Origin of the sequence: Paenibacillus sp. PAMC21692, assembly GCF_014303795.1 — a bacterium.
GTDB lineage: Bacteria > Bacillota > Bacilli > Paenibacillales > Paenibacillaceae > Pristimantibacillus > Pristimantibacillus agaridevorans.
In genome coordinates this window covers 2,359,346-2,374,621 of the sequence record NZ_CP060293.1, presented here as the reverse complement: position 1 = coordinate 2,374,621, position 15,276 = coordinate 2,359,346, and the positions used below count along the sequence as shown (strand labels likewise).

15 protein-coding genes are annotated in these 15,276 nt (G+C 55.2%); 4 read left to right on the top strand and 11 right to left on the bottom strand.

Annotated elements, in window-relative coordinates:
- Positions 1-47: 47 nt before the first annotated feature.
- The 3 genes from H7F31_RS09475 to H7F31_RS09465 all read right to left on the bottom strand — a co-directional run bounded on the left by H7F31_RS09475 (position 48) and on the right by H7F31_RS09465 (position 2,222).
- Positions 48-260: a hypothetical protein gene (locus H7F31_RS09475; protein ID WP_187103946.1), complete on the bottom strand. Its 213-nt coding sequence runs from the start codon at positions 258-260 to the stop codon at positions 48-50.
- A 238-nt stretch (positions 261-498) separates the two neighbouring features.
- Positions 499-1,650 (bottom strand): DUF4871 domain-containing protein, encoded by a 1,152-nt coding sequence (locus H7F31_RS09470; protein ID WP_187103945.1) that lies wholly within the window; start codon positions 1,648-1,650, stop codon positions 499-501.
- Positions 1,647-2,222 carry an RNA polymerase sigma factor gene (locus H7F31_RS09465; RefSeq protein WP_261800364.1) on the bottom strand — a complete coding sequence of 192 codons (576 nt, stop codon included), beginning with the start codon at positions 2,220-2,222 and terminating at the stop codon, positions 1,647-1,649. Before H7F31_RS09465 ends, H7F31_RS09470 begins: the two co-directional genes overlap by 4 nt.
- Positions 2,223-2,352: 130 nt before the next feature.
- Here H7F31_RS09465 and H7F31_RS09460 point away from each other — a divergent pair, with 130 nt between their 5' ends.
- Positions 2,353-3,468, top strand: coding sequence for an AI-2E family transporter (locus tag H7F31_RS09460; RefSeq protein WP_187103944.1), 1,116 nt, complete (start codon positions 2,353-2,355; stop codon positions 3,466-3,468).
- Between the two features lie 31 nt (positions 3,469-3,499).
- Here H7F31_RS09460 and H7F31_RS09455 read toward each other — a convergent pair whose 3' ends face one another.
- Entirely contained in the window at positions 3,500-4,666 is a 1,167-nt protein-coding gene (locus tag H7F31_RS09455; protein WP_187103943.1) for an MFS transporter, read from the bottom strand.
- A gap of 169 nt (positions 4,667-4,835) precedes the next feature.
- On the bottom strand, positions 4,836-5,831 hold the full coding sequence (locus tag H7F31_RS09450; RefSeq protein ID WP_087572312.1) for a lipoate--protein ligase: 996 nt from the start codon (positions 5,829-5,831) through the stop codon (positions 4,836-4,838).
- Positions 5,832-6,020: 189 nt separating this feature from the next.
- On the opposite strand from H7F31_RS09450, the gene H7F31_RS09445 reads away from it, so the two are divergent.
- Positions 6,021-6,995, top strand: a complete 975-nt coding sequence (locus tag H7F31_RS09445; protein WP_187103942.1) for an aldo/keto reductase — start codon at positions 6,021-6,023, stop codon at positions 6,993-6,995.
- 242 nt (positions 6,996-7,237) lie between these two features.
- Here H7F31_RS09445 and H7F31_RS09440 read toward each other — a convergent pair whose 3' ends face one another.
- The 3 genes from H7F31_RS09440 to H7F31_RS09430 form a co-directional block, all read right to left on the bottom strand.
- Positions 7,238-7,606, bottom strand: a complete 369-nt coding sequence (locus H7F31_RS09440) for a DUF3221 domain-containing protein (protein ID WP_187103941.1) — start codon at positions 7,604-7,606, stop codon at positions 7,238-7,240.
- Positions 7,607-7,692: 86 nt separating this feature from the next.
- Positions 7,693-8,436, bottom strand: coding sequence for a DUF4085 family protein (locus tag H7F31_RS09435; RefSeq protein WP_187103940.1), 744 nt, complete (start codon positions 8,434-8,436; stop codon positions 7,693-7,695).
- Positions 8,433-9,419 (bottom strand): Gfo/Idh/MocA family protein, encoded by a 987-nt coding sequence (locus tag H7F31_RS09430; RefSeq protein ID WP_187103939.1) that lies wholly within the window; start codon positions 9,417-9,419, stop codon positions 8,433-8,435. Before H7F31_RS09430 ends, H7F31_RS09435 begins: the two co-directional genes overlap by 4 nt.
- 89 nt (positions 9,420-9,508) lie before the next feature.
- Between H7F31_RS09430 and H7F31_RS09425 the strand changes: the two genes are divergently transcribed.
- Together H7F31_RS09425 and H7F31_RS09420 are read left to right on the top strand one after the other, a co-directional pair.
- Positions 9,509-10,897: a DUF5808 domain-containing protein gene (locus H7F31_RS09425; RefSeq protein WP_187103938.1), complete on the top strand. Its 1,389-nt coding sequence runs from the start codon at positions 9,509-9,511 to the stop codon at positions 10,895-10,897.
- Positions 10,898-11,201: 304 nt separating this feature from the next.
- On the top strand, positions 11,202-12,410 hold the full coding sequence (locus H7F31_RS09420) for an IS4 family transposase (RefSeq protein ID WP_187100809.1): 1,209 nt from the start codon (positions 11,202-11,204) through the stop codon (positions 12,408-12,410).
- A gap of 814 nt (positions 12,411-13,224) precedes the next feature.
- On the opposite strand, the gene H7F31_RS09415 is transcribed toward H7F31_RS09420, so the two are convergent.
- Genes H7F31_RS09415 through H7F31_RS09405 form a run of 3 tightly spaced genes read right to left on the bottom strand, consistent with a single transcriptional unit; the run spans position 13,225 to position 15,211 of the window.
- Positions 13,225-13,950: an AAA family ATPase gene (locus H7F31_RS09415; protein WP_373863980.1), complete on the bottom strand. Its 726-nt coding sequence runs from the start codon at positions 13,948-13,950 to the stop codon at positions 13,225-13,227.
- Positions 13,951-14,007: 57 nt separating this feature from the next.
- The gene (locus tag H7F31_RS09410) at positions 14,008-14,514 is read right to left on the bottom strand and encodes a CYTH domain-containing protein (RefSeq protein WP_187103937.1); all 507 of its coding nucleotides are present in this window, start codon (positions 14,512-14,514) and stop codon (positions 14,008-14,010) included.
- Positions 14,515-14,533: 19 nt separating this feature from the next.
- Positions 14,534-15,211, bottom strand: a complete 678-nt coding sequence (locus H7F31_RS09405; RefSeq protein WP_187103936.1) for a serine/threonine protein kinase — start codon at positions 15,209-15,211, stop codon at positions 14,534-14,536.
- Positions 15,212-15,276: the final 65 nt, after the last annotated feature.

Below are 15,276 nucleotides of genomic sequence, written 5' to 3'. Positions count from 1 at the left end.
TCCTCCTCCTGCTAATGCTGCTATCGCTTCTGTCGCTTTCGTACAGCTTAGGCCTGCATAGGGACAAGCAGCAGCTCCAGGCTGCCCAGGTCCACGTTCAAACGCCCTTCGATCGTCTCGTATTCGCGATCGCCGACGACGATATAATTGACATGCTCCAGCGCGGTAATCATATTCTTCGACCAGACTCTCTCCTCAATCTTGCGAAGCTCGCCTGTTGCCAATTTCTCCATTAATACCACATTCAGACCTTGTTCCACGATAGTGGCCTCCTTCGATTGTAGCTATTGCGAATTTGATTATACCTTATTACGAGATGCCGCGGCAGATGTTTCACGCCAAAGGAAGGAAATGCGCGATTCAAAGTGAAACGGCTTCGGAAGCATCAGGGAGTTTTATCGCTATGCGGTCAAAAAAAAGAGCCCAAGCAGTCATCGCTAAATGACTGCTTGGGCAACCTTATAGGGCCATCGTAAATCTGTCGCACATGCGAAAAAGCTATTCATTCCGGATGATATTCTGGATCGTGTCGTATATATCAGGATAAATTGTCTCGCTTGCATTAACGTAATTGAGCACGATCTCAGTCCCGCCTGTATGTCTATATACTCTGATCGTTCTGCCGGAACCGATATCCGCACTCTCTCCGATTATCTCTAATAATTCTGCAAACGTCATCTCCGGCGTTACTTTCTTTAATTGCTCCGTCGTCACCGATTGCGTCTCCCGAGGCATCACTTCGACGACGATGCTCTCCATTAATCGGCCTCCAACGAATGGAAGGAGACGCCATACGCCCGGTTCGGGCAGCGACATGCTGCTGGGTATGCTGGCATCGGCATCATTAATAGCCCCGCCAAACCTTAGCCCCTCAATGACGGAAATCATTTGCTGCGTTCCCTGTTTAACCGCCTTCACTTCGAAGCTGCCTTCCAGCTCCGAGGGCGCGCCCCATGCATGCCACATATATTTGTTAGGTTTCCTTGCGACAAATCCTGGATCGATAAAGCCGATCTTCCCCTCGATCCCCCTCATCTCGTAGCTCCCTGACTTAAATGTCGGACTTGGCGTCCAATCCGGTTCGCCGACTTCAAGCACGACGCTCGCGTAGTTGCTGCCGTCCAGCTTCACCTCGTATAGCCAAAGGCCGCCTATCGGAAGTGCGCAACGTACGACGTAACGCTCCATGTTCAACTCTGCTGAACTCGGCTCGCCCACAATAAACGGAGCAAGCGCCGTTACCCGTTCATTGGACCCCAAATGGATAGCTTCGATGGCAAGCTCCTTGCCTACGATTTCTTTTTGCACCAGCTTGGCGAAATGAAAAAGATACCCATACTCGCGGCCTGCCTTTAATTCCGGGTCGGGAAATACCTGGAGAAGCAGCTCGCCTCCCTCGTAATACGAGTTTCTAGACTCCAAATGCTCGGGATTATCAGTCCGGCCTATCATGTTCGGGGCGTAAAACAAGCCAAATACTATCAGGATCGCCGCTGCGCAAACGAACGCGACTGACCTGAACTTCATACCCTCGCCCCCTCGCTTCCCGATTCGCGAACGTACGGCTCGCTTAATCGTTTCGTCGAATTGCCCGTCCGGGAACGGGTTTTCTTTTAGCGCGTTCCGCCAATTCGATTCGTTCGCCCTCATCCTATTTCCCCCTCGTCTCGAGAAACATCCAGCAGCTTGGACATGCTTTGCTTGGCTCGGGAAAGCCTCGATTTGACCGTACCTTCCGCTACGCCCAGTACAGCGGCAATCTCAGCCATGGACATCTCGTAGTGATACGCCATGACCAATACTTCGCGGTGCTTGCGCTTCAGCTTGAACACTGTTGCCCAGACAGCACCTGCCTCCATTCGATCCATGACAACCTGTTCCGCCGATGAGGTCGCGCCGGCGAGGCTTCGGCTCAACGAATAATTGTCCATCGCCTTGACTCTTCGGAAGAAGGCGCTGCGAAGATAATGGAGCGACTTGTTGCGCGCGATGCCGAACAACCAGCTTTTTACACTGGACTCGCTTCTGTAAGCGTACATCCCGTCATAGGCCGCGATAAAAGTTTCTTGAGCAATGTCGTCGGCTGCATCCCGCCGGCGGGTCATGAAATATGCGAAGCGCCAGACCTCTTCTCCGTAAGTCCCCATCAACTCTTCCAACACTTCGGTCCGATCATAGCCCGGCGCAAGATAACGCAAATAATGTTCGCTCGGATCGCTCACCTAGGATCACCTCTGCCTATATGTTCCCTCTCGCATACGGAAAGTTCCTTTTTTTTCATCATGGGATGTTTGGAATGAGTACCGTTCGTTTAACAATGGTAAAAAGACATTCGCAGGGGGTGCGCGCGTTATGACGCAGCGACAACATATATGGTTCAGAAGACTCGCCGGCGCGATATTGGTGATGCTCCTTCTCTATCTGATCCATCTGAACCGGGGGCTGTTCGCGCCGATCGGCTCTATCTTTAACGCATTGTTTTTCCCGTTCGCCGCTTCGGTCATCATGTATTACATGCTCCGCCCCATCGTAGGTATGCTAGAAAGGCGAAAAGTACCGCGAGGTTTCGCGGTACTTCTCGTCTATCTGGCATCGGGCTTGCTGCTGACCATTATCGTGCTGACGGCGGGACCGTTCCTGCAATCCCAGTTCCTCACCTTCGTGGAGCAGGTTCCCGAGATGGTAAAGTTCGTATCGAACGGCATGGAGTCGTTAAAAGAAAGCCAGGAAACGCTGTCGCCGGAAATCCGCGATGCGCTGCCGAATGTCTCGCAGGATCTCGGCGCCGAATGGAACCGGTACGCGTCTTCCATCGCGAACAGTCTGGTCCGGGCCTTCGGCTGGATGAGCAACGCGCTCGTCATGTTGAGTCTCGTGCCGTTCATCCTGTTCTACGCCTTAAAGGATGGCGATCAATTTTCGGCGAGGCTGCTGGAGCTCGCTCCGACAAACAGACGCGCGCGCGTTGCCGCCATGCTGCAGGAGTTGGATGAGACCATCGCTTCTTTCATTCGGGGCAAAGCGGTCGTTTGTCTCATCGTCGGCGTCTTGCTGCTTGCGGGTTATGCCATCATCGGACTGGAATACGCGCTTGTGCTTGCCGTCATTGGCATGCTGGCGAATCTCATTCCGTTCTTCGGTCCGTTTATCGGAGCTGCCCCTGCCGTGCTCGTCGCCTTGTTCCAGGATCCCGTCAAAGCGCTGTACGTCGTATTGATTACGGTCCTGGTTCAGCAGATCGAAAACAATCTCATCTCTCCGCAAGTTATGGGACGCACGCTGGACATTCATCCCGTTACCGTCATCGCGCTTATTTTGGCGGCGGGCAGCGTGACCGGCCTCGTCGGCATCTTGTTCGTCGTGCCGGTGTATGCCGCGGCCAAGGTTATCTTCCGACACATTCGCGCCATTGTGGCGGAAGGGGATAACGTCACTTCCATGGGACCGAGCGACGTTGGCCCGCAATAATAGTCCTGCGCCCAACGAATTCCGGTATGCTCTAGCGGATTCGCCGCGCAATGGCCAGCAGATAAAGGAGGAACACGGCGCAGACGAAGCCGATAAAGCCAAAGCCGCCGAACAGATCCATTCCCGAAGCAAAGTAGCCGAAGCCGATCCCCGTTGCGACCAGCGCGGCGTTCAGGCCGAGCGACTGGAACGAATCGATCGTCGCGCGCATGCCGGAATCGATTCGGTGATGCAAATACCCCGCAGCCAGCGGCTCAATGACGCCCGCCGCGACACAAACGGCAAACAAGGCGATCAAGCCGGTCCAATCCCGCGCTAACGCCAGGTATACAAAGCCTGCCCCAAGCACTGCAGTAATAAGAATAAGCAGCGTTCCCAGCTTCATGACTTCCTTTAGCTTATAGGCGATAAGATTGCCTGGCAGCCGCGCGAAAAACAAGGCCGCCGAGAACACGCCAAAGGCCGCTACGGGGATGCCATGCCTCTCCAAATACAGCTGCCAGAACTCGTCGACAAAATTGATCGCCGCCCCCGTCATGATGCCGGTCAGAATGACGGGATAGATGCCGGGATGCCGCCGGAAAAACGCAAGCGATTCCTTTACGTAGACGGCAATCGGAAACGATGCGGCTTCTCCTTCGCCATCGCCTCTGGATGGCTCGCGAAGCGTCAGCGTAAAGCCCAGCGCGATCAGCATACTGGCGAAGGACAGCCAATAATTGAAGGAGAAGCCGAATTTCCCTGCCAACAGACTGCCGGATAATGCGGCAATCGTAATGGATACGATGTCCAGCGCGTTCATTCGCCCGACTATTCGCTCGAAGGACGATTGCCTGCCGTCCTCCTTCAACGAATCGTACAGCATCGCGTTATCCGCTCCGCTGCTTGCGGACGCGGCAACCGCCGTCAGGAGGACAACAAGGGCGAAATGCCAGAACTCCGTAGAAAACAAGAGCAGCAAAAACTCCAGGCAGCCGATGACGGCAGCTACGAGCAGCATGCGCTTCCTGCCCCATTTGTCTGCAATTATGCCCGTTGGAATTTCCAGCACGACAATCGTCAGAGCGAACAGAATTTCCGTCATGACGACCATGGGAATCGTCATGCCGCGCATTTCCCAGAACAGACGCTCGATCACGTAGGCCGGAATCAGGCTTTGGAAAAAACGGATCATATAAAGTTTGGTAACGTTGGACATGGTTGTACTCTAAATCCCCTCTCTATTTAAACATGGCGACGGGTTGTCATCATGCTGGAGGCGGGGCACGAGCACATGCCCTGGATTAGCAAGGAGGACGAATGGTAACCATCGGACGCAGCTCCTTTCCAGAATTAATAAGTGAATAAATGCCGGATTTCGCAGAGGTTTACATCAAAAGGCTTAACCACTGTTCCTCCGTAATGGGGCCAAAATAATAAGGAAGATCCAGCGTCTCGGTCAATTGTCGGAGCGCCGCAGCGTCATACTTCGTTCCCGCAAGCTTGGCCGCAACCTCCGCGCTGTCGCCTCTTCCGAAATAATCGCCGTAGATCGCGGCTTCCGAAATGCTGCCGTCTTCGACCTGCAGCCGGACGTCGAATGTGCCGACGCCTTCGATCCGCTTGCGCTGCTGAACGTTAAACGCAGGGGAACGACCGTAGTTCCATTCCCAGCTCCGATACCGCTCATCAGCCAGCTTATGCACCTTCTCCCAATCGGCTTCCGTCAATTCATACGCGGCAGGTTCTCCGCCCCGATCCTCGAAGATGGACTGCAGCAGCGTCTCGCGGAATTGCTCCACCGTCATAGGCTCAGGAAGGAATTCTGAAATGTTGGCAACCCGGCTGCGAATGGATTTCGTTGCCTTGGATACGTATTTCTCCGCGTTGACCTTGAGCGCGGATACGACGTTCTCGATCTCCGAGTCGAAGAGAAGCGTGCCGTGGCTGAACATTTTGCCTCTCGTGTGGAACTGCGCGTTGCCGGAAATTTTGCGCTCTCCCACCTGCAAGTCGTTACGACCCGTCAGCTCCGCTTCCACGCCCAGCTTGCGAAGCGCCTTAACGACGGGCTCCGTGAACTTCCTGAAGTTATGGAACGAACCCCCGTCATCCTGCATGATAAAGCTGAAATTCAGATTGCCGAGATCGTGATAGACGGCTCCGCCGCCCGACAGCCTGCGCACGACGTGCAGCTTGCTGGCCTCGACGTATTCGGCGTTGATCTCCTCCACGGTGTTCTGATTTTTGCCGATGATGATGGATGGTTCGTTTATGTAAAACAACAAATAGTCGTGCTCGCTCGGCAAGGAACGGAGAATATACTCCTCCAGCGCGAGATTGATCGCGGGATCCGTGATCCCCTTGTTGCTGACGAAACGCATGGGATGTCCTCCTTGGATGTTCTAGGGTGTGCCTAGAGTCTCTTCACGGAGATTATACCTCTCGCGAGGCTGACGTTCAATGTTGCTCTGCGGCTTGTTGCCCTCGGCTTGTCCCCGCAGTGGATCGTTCGCTATACTATTTAGAAAGCAAAGTTTGCGGCATAAACCGCGGAAGAAGGAGCTGAAACTATGGCATATCGCAGGTTGGGAGAAAGCGGACTGAAGGTATCCGCGCTTGGACTGGGTACGAACGCCTTCGGCAAGAGGGCCGACGAGCGGACGTCCATCGACATTATACACGCGGCGCTGGACGCCGGCATTTCTTTTATCGATACGGCCAATATTTACGCAGGGACGGAGTCGGAACGCATCATCGGGGAAGCGCTCAAGGGTCGCAGGCACGAAGCGGTTCTGACGACCAAGGCGGGGTTGCCGCGCGGATCGGGCGTATATGAACGCGGATCTTCCCGCAGGCACCTAATGGGCGAACTGGAGGGCAGTCTACGCAGGCTGGGAACGGACTATGTGGACTTGTACCAAATTCATACGTTCGATCCCGAGACGCCGCTGGAGGAGACGCTGCGGACGCTCGACGACATGGTGCGCTCCGGCAAGGTGCGCTATATCGGTGCTTCCAACTACCACGCGTGGGAGCTGATGAAGGCGGTCGGCATCAGCGACCGTCTAGGACTTGCCCGCTACGTCTCCATGCAGACCAGCTATTCGCTGGCCGACCGGACGCCTGAGCGCGAGCTCATCCCGATGTGCCAGGACCAGGGACTTGGCATCATCCCGTACTTTCCGCTAGCCGGCGGCATCCTGACGGGCAAATACGGCACGCCGCAGGATGCGCCGGCCGGATCGCGCGCCGACACCGATCCCGGCTTCCGCCGTTTCCTCGGCGAAGCAACGGTGACGCTGTCGCGGCAGGTAGCGGCGCTCGCGGAGGAGCTTGGCACGACGCCAGCCGCGTTGTCGCTGGCCTGGCTGCTGCGCCGCCCCGCCGTCTCGACGGTCATCGTCGGCGCTACGCGGGTCGAGCAGCTGCGGAGCAACCTGGCTAGCCTCGAGCTGCAGCCGGACGACGCGATCTTGGCGCGGCTGGACGAGATCAGCGCCCCGTTTCGGTCGGGCGAGCCGTTCGCGTTGTATCGGTTGACGTAGGGGTTGCCGATCGGTCCGCACGGAGTCGCAGAAAAAAATCCATCGGCGTTCAGAACGCCGATGGATTGGATAGTAACTCTGGTGAACAGCCATAGACGCTATTAACGACTATGGCGTCAAAAAGCAGGCGTACGCGCTTCTGTAGGCGTTAACAAAATGTAGGCAAACGAGCTGCTGTGGGCGTTAAAAACGACTATGGCGCTCTGAGTAGCGCATACGTTAGCGCTCTTTGTCGAGCGCCATTACTTGATCTTCTCTATGCTGCCCGTTCCTTGCTCGGGGTACGATTCCGCGACCGCGCCGACCACGGTAATCCGGACATGGTCTCCGATTGCAGCCTCCTCGTACGGGCCGGCATCGACCTTCAGCCAAATCGCTTTTATCGAGCCCAGCTTCAATACGTCTTCGCTTGTCGCTCCCGCTTCGAACTCCTTCGACACGATGAGCAGCCTGCCGTCCGCTTTCTCCAGAACGTAACCGGTACCATACTCCCACTCTTCGTCGTGGGGGCCGCCGCTCCCCGGCTTGTCCCCCGTCGAGCCTCCGTCCCCCGAACAACCGCCCAACAAAGCTACCAACATGATCAATGCCGTTGCGACCATCTTTCGCATTCGACCACTCCTCACAAGGGTTTAACTCCTTGACGCAGCTTCGCGAAGCAAGGTTGCAGCGGGACAAGCCTTGTTCACCCTAATATTCAAGCACGATCGAAAGTATCGACCTCGTCCGGCTGTGTAAAAACGATGTCAACCGTCTCCGCCGTAATCGACAGCTCGTTCATCGCCAGGTACCCCCTCGGGGAGCTCAACAGCGCGCGGATTTGAAAGCCCGTCTCTCCCGCTCCATCCCTCGCAATGCCCCCTGCCGCAAGCTCAAGCTCCTCGTACAGCCACCAATTGCCGACGAGGTCATCCGGGAGGTAGTAACGCGTGACTCCGTTGAATCGAAGCAACGTCTCGTTCGCGCTCAGCATGGAGCCTCCTGTATTCAACAGCAGATCGATGCCCGAGCCGCCGTCCGTTACCGTGACCTGAAGCACTTTGGCGTCATGCAGCCGAACCAGGCTTTCCTTCTCGGGAGGAAGACGGCTCTCTATCGTGCGGTAATACTCCCGGTAAGTCTCGCACGCCGCTCTCCATTCCTTCTCCAGGGACTGCGCCCATCCTTCCAAGAGAGAGCGAAAGGCCGGAGACGGCCAGCTGGAGCGAAGCAAGTCTCCTTCGCCTCTATCAACGGCTTCCCGCACGACTTTCGGCATATATCGGTTGAAGTACGGCTTAAGCATGAGATAGTTATCGCGTGCTATCGCGTCGTAATCCCAATTCTGCTCCGCATACCATCGGAGGTCCTCCTCGTGATCCTCCAGCGTTTCATGGAAGACGAGACTTCCCCGCACCTGCATTTTCTCGTACAGCTCGGCCGTGAAGTAACGCATGATCATTGGGCATCAGCCGGATAGACCAGACCGATCTGCTTCCTCGCCTCGTCCATAATCTCCATGACGATCAGGGAGAGCTCATGCGAATTGACCTCCGACTCCGTCTTGCCCTCTTGAATCAACCGGATGAACTCCTCCACCTCGTAGAACATGTTAAACTCCACGGTCGGCCTGGTTAGATCCTCTACGGAGCCGTCGCGGAACTGGAGCTGCACCACCTCCGGCTCGCTGATCTTGTCGATGACAAGATTGCCGTCTTCTCCGTGAATTTCGTTCGGGAGGGAGGAGCTCGTTATTTTGGAATAGAGGACTACCGCGTCCATCTCGTCGTATTGCATCAGAATGCTGCCTTCCCCGTCAACGCCCGACTCCAGCATATAACCGGAAGCCTTTACGGAATTCGGCCTGCCGAACAACGCGACGACCGGATACAGGCAATAGATGCCGATATCCATAAGAGATCCATTGGAGAACTCCGGACGGAACGCGTTCATCACCGTGCCCGCGCGGTAAGCGTCATAACGCGAGGAGTACTGGCAGAAGCTCGCAAAATAACGCCGTACCTTCCCGATCCGGCCTATCCCCTCGCGAACGGCGCCGAACCCGGGCATCAGCGTCGACTTCAGCGCCTCCATCAGCAGCACGCCGTTCCGCTGCGCGGCGTCGATCATCTCCTCAAGCTCGCGGCTATTGGATGCGATCGGCTTCTCGCAAAGAACGTGGATGCCTCGGTTCATGGCCGCGATGGCGTATTCGGCATGCAGGCTGTTCGGACTCGCGATGTACACGGCATCGATCTCGCCGCTCGCGAACATGGCGTCCATATCTGTAAATGTGTGAGGAATAGCGTATTTGTCGGCGAACTCCCTGGCGCGCTCCTCCGTCCGGGAGTAGACGGCTGACAGCTTAAACTGGGGATGCAGCGCCGCTCCCGCCAGGAATCTGTCCGTAATCCAGTTCGTACCGATAATGCCAAATCTGATCATGTTGTACGTCCTTTCTTTTTTGACAAAAAAATTCGTCTATATTATAGTGGGTCGGAGCAACTGACAAGCATGCCTGAAGGGGGCTACTTATGGAAACATACCTATTGCTTGCGCCTGTTCTGATCGTTCTTGCCACGGTTGTCGCTATCTATCTCGGGCATTCCAAGCCCAAAGACGGGCTTTGGTTCGGCGTTAAACTCCCAATCGAGGTGCTGGAGGACGAGCGACTTCTCTCTCTTAAGAGGGAATATCGCCAAAGTTACGCGCTGTTCGCCGTTATGGCCGCGGTCGCCGCGCTTCCCATTCTATGGTTCGGCGACACATTCTCATTAGGCTTCATCTATGTATTCTTATGGCTGGCCGGCGTTATGTACACGTCTACCGTACCATTCAAACGCATTCACTACAAGGCGGCCAAGCTGAAACGCGACAACGACTGGTTCGCGCCCGGCACTCGCAAAAAAGTGCGAGTCGACATCGAAATCGCGCTTATGAAGGGCAAGCTTCCGCTTTCTCCCTATTGGTTCGTCCTGCCCGCATTGATGTCCGTCCCGCTGATCGTGATCTCGCTGAAGGGCGGCGTCGGCGTGCTTAGACTGTCCGGCTTCGCGTCGCTAGTTATGACAGCCGTCATGTTCCTGCTGTATCTGGCGTTTAGCCGCGGCAAACCTCGGGCGCATAGCCGGAACGCTTTGCCGAATATGGCGATTAACGCTGCGGCGGCCAGGTTATGGTCGATCCTTTGGCTGGCGTTGGCTTTGTTCGAGGCGGTGAACGCTTTTGTCGCTTATAACGTGCTCTCCAAGGGGTATTCGGGAGATCCCGGCTTGTGGTTCGGCGGCATCTTTATGGTGTCGCTCGTGCCGCTGATCGGCATCTACGTCGTGCATCAGCATATTAAGGAGCTTGAGTACCGTTACGGGGATACGGATGGCAGCACTTACCCGGCAGACGGCGATGCCCTGTGGCGTCATGGCCTGTCCTATTACAATCCCAAGGACAAGTCCGTTTTCGTCCCCAAGCGGGTCGGCATCGGTTCGACGGTCAACATGGCCACGCGCGCGGGTCGAATGTTCTACTACGGCACGCTGGCCGTCGTCGCGGCTGTTATCATCCCGATCGCGATGATGGTCGTCCGCGCGGATACGAGCCCGCCGAAGCTTGTCATCCAGGACGAACAAAACGTGATCATCGAGGATTCGATGTATCCGTTGGAGTTCGCGCTGGATGACGTGCTGGAGCTGACGCTGGAAGACGACATGCCGAGCGGCTTCCGGCAAAACGGCATCGCCACGTCGGAATATGCGCGCGGCGACTTCAAATTGACGGAGCTTGGGGCGGCGAAGCTATACGTCTTCAAGGGAAACGCGCCGTACATCCTCATCAAGCTGCCGGACCGCTATGTCGTCTACAACGAAAAGGACCCCGCCGCGACGGCAGTGCTGTTCGGTCAACTGAAGGCGCTAACGGCGGGATAGCTAGTTAGCTGCCGTCAAAACCGCCGGCTGGCACGTTTAAGGCGGTCTCGCCGACTTAGATGCCGTCGAAACCGCCGGCTGGCACGTTTAAGGCGGTCCCGCCGACTTAAATACCGTCAAAACCGCCGGCTGGCACGTTTTAGTCGGTCCCGCCCATTAACGTTGCAGTAAACCTCACATGATTCAAACAGAAGTTACTATATTTGTAATTACCTGCACGTTTTTCATGGACAAAACAGAAAAAGGCTCCTACATTTAGAGACGTAGCACGTTGTCCACGACCTCTAAACAAGGAGTCCAAACCATGGATAACGTAACCCAAAACACTGTCGTTCGTCAACTACTTTCTTTACTGCCTTTGGATGTACAGGATCGTCTACTCTACGCCGATCGCTATGCGAAGAAGCTTACGATTAGCAAAAGCATCTTGGTGTTCGTTCTTGCTCAGTTCAATAATTGGCAGAGTTATGTCGAGATGGAAGAACAAATCTACGCGCACTCCGAATTACGATCCGTTCTCGATCTACCCTGCATTAGCGCTGCACAACTTTCGCGTAAATTGGCCCAGATTCCAACGGAAATGCTGCATGAACTCTTCCTCCATGGCTTGGTTCATATCCAGAAGCTGACGGCAAATCTGAAGGGCATTTCACCTAGCATTGGGCGCCTAGCTCTTATTGACTCATCCAAGGTGAAATTGCCGCTTGTGCTTGGAGACTGGGCCAGAGTTTCGTCTACGTCCAGCGGTGTCAAACTGCACGTACGTCTCTTGACTGCTTCGCCTGATGTCGTTTATCCCGATGCCGTGATCCCATCGACGTTAAACGTCGGAGATCGAGCGGCTACCGTTGAGCTTGTGACCGAGTCCACCGTGACCTATGTCATGGACCGTGGCTACGATAACTACAAAAACATGGATAACTGGATCCGGCGAGGCATTCGTTTCGTCATGCGTATGCGGGATCGTGCCCTGACCACCGTTGTAGAAGAAAGGCAAGTAACGCCAGATGGCTCCATCACCCGAGATGCGATCGTTAGCGTAGGCGGCGATTTCCGCTCCATGAAAGAACGCATTCGACTCGTGGAGTTTTATGATGAGCAGGGGCGTTTCTACCGTCTGCTAACCTCGCGACTAGACATCACGGCCGAAGAAGTCGCTCATATCTACAAATGCAGATGGTTAATCGAGCTTTTTTTCAAATGGATCAAACAACATCTAAGGCTGAAGAAACTGCATAGCTACAAACCACAAGCGATTTGGAACCAGATTTACCTCACGCTGATCACTTTTATGCTTGCACAGTACATGCAGTTACACTTAGAAACGAAGAAAAGCGTTTGGCGCGTCCTCGAGTTGTTCCGTATTCATATGTTTCATCCTTGGATCCAGTTCCTAAACGCTCTATTCCGAGCGCCTACACGAACATCCACAGGAAAGAAAAGGGGTTCATCAAGAGAAGTACCCCCGTTGCGAACGGAATTAGGCATGTTCAAGAAAAGTAAAGTGACATAGAAAAAAGTAATTAACACAATTATTGGGAGAATGTGACTACAACTAGGTAGGGATTGCGTTTTTGGCTCACTCTCTCAAAAAGAGGCTGTAAAATAATTGATCTACTATGAGAAACATCCAATCGCACTGTTGATGTAACGTTTGTTGCAACCCTCATGGGTCCCGCCGACTTAGATGCCGTCAAAACCGCCGGTTGGCACGTTTTAGTCGGTCCCGCCGATTTAGGTGCCGTCAAAACCGCCGGTTGGCACGTTTTAGTCGGTCCCGCCGACTTAACTGCCTCCAACACCGCCGGTTGGCACGTTTAAGTCGGTCTCGCCGACTTAACTGCCTCCAACACCGCCGGCTGGCACGTTTTAGTCGGTCCCGCCGACTTAACTGCCTCCAACACCGTCGGTTGGCACGTTTTAGTCGGTCCCGCCGACTTAACTGCCTCCAACACCGCCGGTTGGCACGTTTAAGTCGGTCCCGCCGACTTAACTGCCTCCAAAACCGCCGGCTGGCACGTTTAAGTCGGTCCCGCCGACTTAAATGCCGTCAAAACCGCCGGCTGGCACGTTTAAGGCGGTCCCGCCGACTTAAATACCGTCAAAACCGCCGGCTGGCACGTTTAAGGCGGTCCCGCCGACTTAAATGCCGTCAAAACCGCCGGCTGGCACGTTTAAGGCGGTCCCGCCGACAACCGAGCACCAACAACCAGTTACTTGAAGAGCCGACATTTAAACTCTACGTCGCACCACTGCCACTCAGACAAACGCCACTTTCTCCCGAGCCGCTTCGCCAACTAACCTGTAACTCCCTCTATCCGCTTCTCCTACCCATCCTCCAGCAGTTCGCGCAGCATCCGATCGCGGTTATTCAGGAATTGCGACGTAATGACGTAATGGTCCGTGTCCTCCCAGGCCGTTCGTTCGATGCCGCTCTCCGTCAGCCGGTAGATCCATGCGTCGGGGTACGCCATCAGAATGGGTGAGTGGGTCGCGATGATGAACTGGGAGTTGTCCCGCACCAGTTCGTGCATGCGCGCCAGCATCGCCAGTTGCCTGGAGGGCGACAACGCCGCCTCCGGCTCGTCCATAATGTACAGGCCGTTACCGCCGAACCGATGCAGGAACGTCGCAAAAAACGACTCCCCATGCGATTGCTCATGCAGAGACGAGCCTCCGTAGGAAGCGATCAAGGGCCCGCCGAATCCCGGCTCGCGATCCAGCTCATCGAGATAAGTCGCCACGTTGAAATAGCTCTCCGCCCGGAAAAAGAAGCCGTCCTTGGGACGCTGAGCTCCGCGAACCGGGCGCATGTAATCATGGAGTTCCGAATGCGTGCGAGCGGTCTCGAAGTTAAAGTTGATCGTGCCGCCCTCCGGATTGAAGCCCAGCGCCACCGCGATCGCCTCGATCAACGTCGACTTCCCCGCTCCGTTTTCGCCGACGAGATACGTCACCTTGGGATGGAACGACAACTCGTCGAATTCCCTTATCGCGTCCAAGCTGAAAGGATAACGGCCGAAAGTTGGGACGTTGTCTCGTTCCAGCACCATTTTGCGCAAATAATGACCGTTACGATGGATCGACATGTCTCTCCCCCATTCCGAATTCTACCGTTGCCACTTCTCCCCTTGCAGCTGCTTCCAGACCGTCTTGTTGCTGTATTGCTTCTGCGAGCTGATGTCCTCGCCGAACCAGTCCGGCGCCTGAAACGCGTTAGCTTCGTCCACGGAACTGAATTCGACCTCCACGACGGATAACTCCAACTGATCGTAAATATCGATCTCGACAACCCTGCCGTTCCACACGGCCGTGATGCGCTTCTTCGTCAGCGGCAAGAAACCGAATGCATTCACCATCTGCTCGTAGATTCCCGCCGTAATCTCGTACTCGACTTCCTCGCGCACAAGCCCGTTGCCGTTCTTGAAGGTGTGCGTGTAAGTCACCTCTCCGCTCCCGAGCTCCTGGATCCGTCTAACGCGCAGCTCCTGCGTCTCGTCGATCGCGAGATACGTCTGCTCGATGAGCTGCTCCTTGTGCGCGGAAAGTACGCCTTCCTTAATCAAAACGGCGGGTTCCACCGCCAGCAAAAATTTTTTTTCGATCTCCAATGCCATACCGTTCCATCCTCCCGTTTCATTTGAATCTAGCCAGCACGCGGTTCACTCTGGCCGCGATATCCTCCAAATTCAAGCTGGATTGATCCAGCTTGTTATAGCTTTTTTTCACGGCTTCCAGCAGCCACTCCGGTATGCGCCGGCCTTCGATCGCACCGTAGAACTTTTCGTACGCCCATACGAGATGCTCCCAGCGCTTGTCGTTGCCGCCCTCTACGTATTCGGAGACATCAAGCACTTTGGCGCGACCGTTCTGCAGAATGACGTTCTTAAGATGAATGTCCCGCGGATTCAATCCGCGCTCCCGTACGAGCCGTCTTGCTTCCTCGACGTCCCGAATCGCCTGCGGCGGAACCGGAATGCCTTCGGTCAGACAGTCCTGCAGCGTCGGTCCGGGCTCGTAGCTGATGACGAGATAGTTGTAGCCCGCTCCGTGCAGGCTCGGAAAATACGGAATGCCCGCGAGCCGCTCGTAGACGTCGCGTTCGATGCTCTTTTTGTAAACGGCATGGTCCGAATACACCTTATATGCATACCGAGGCGTTCCCTCGTAATGAAAAACGGCCGCGTCCGTACCGATGCCGATGAGATTCAGTCCGTCTGCTTCGCCGATCACATCCACTTGACGGTTGCTTTCGTCGCCTATGACTTTAATGCGAGCGATGCATGCTTCCGCTGCTTTCCAATCTTCAGCCATCCTATTGGCCCCCTCGGTCGATTGCCTTACGATCTATCTTCCTTCATACCCAATAATGGGTTTAT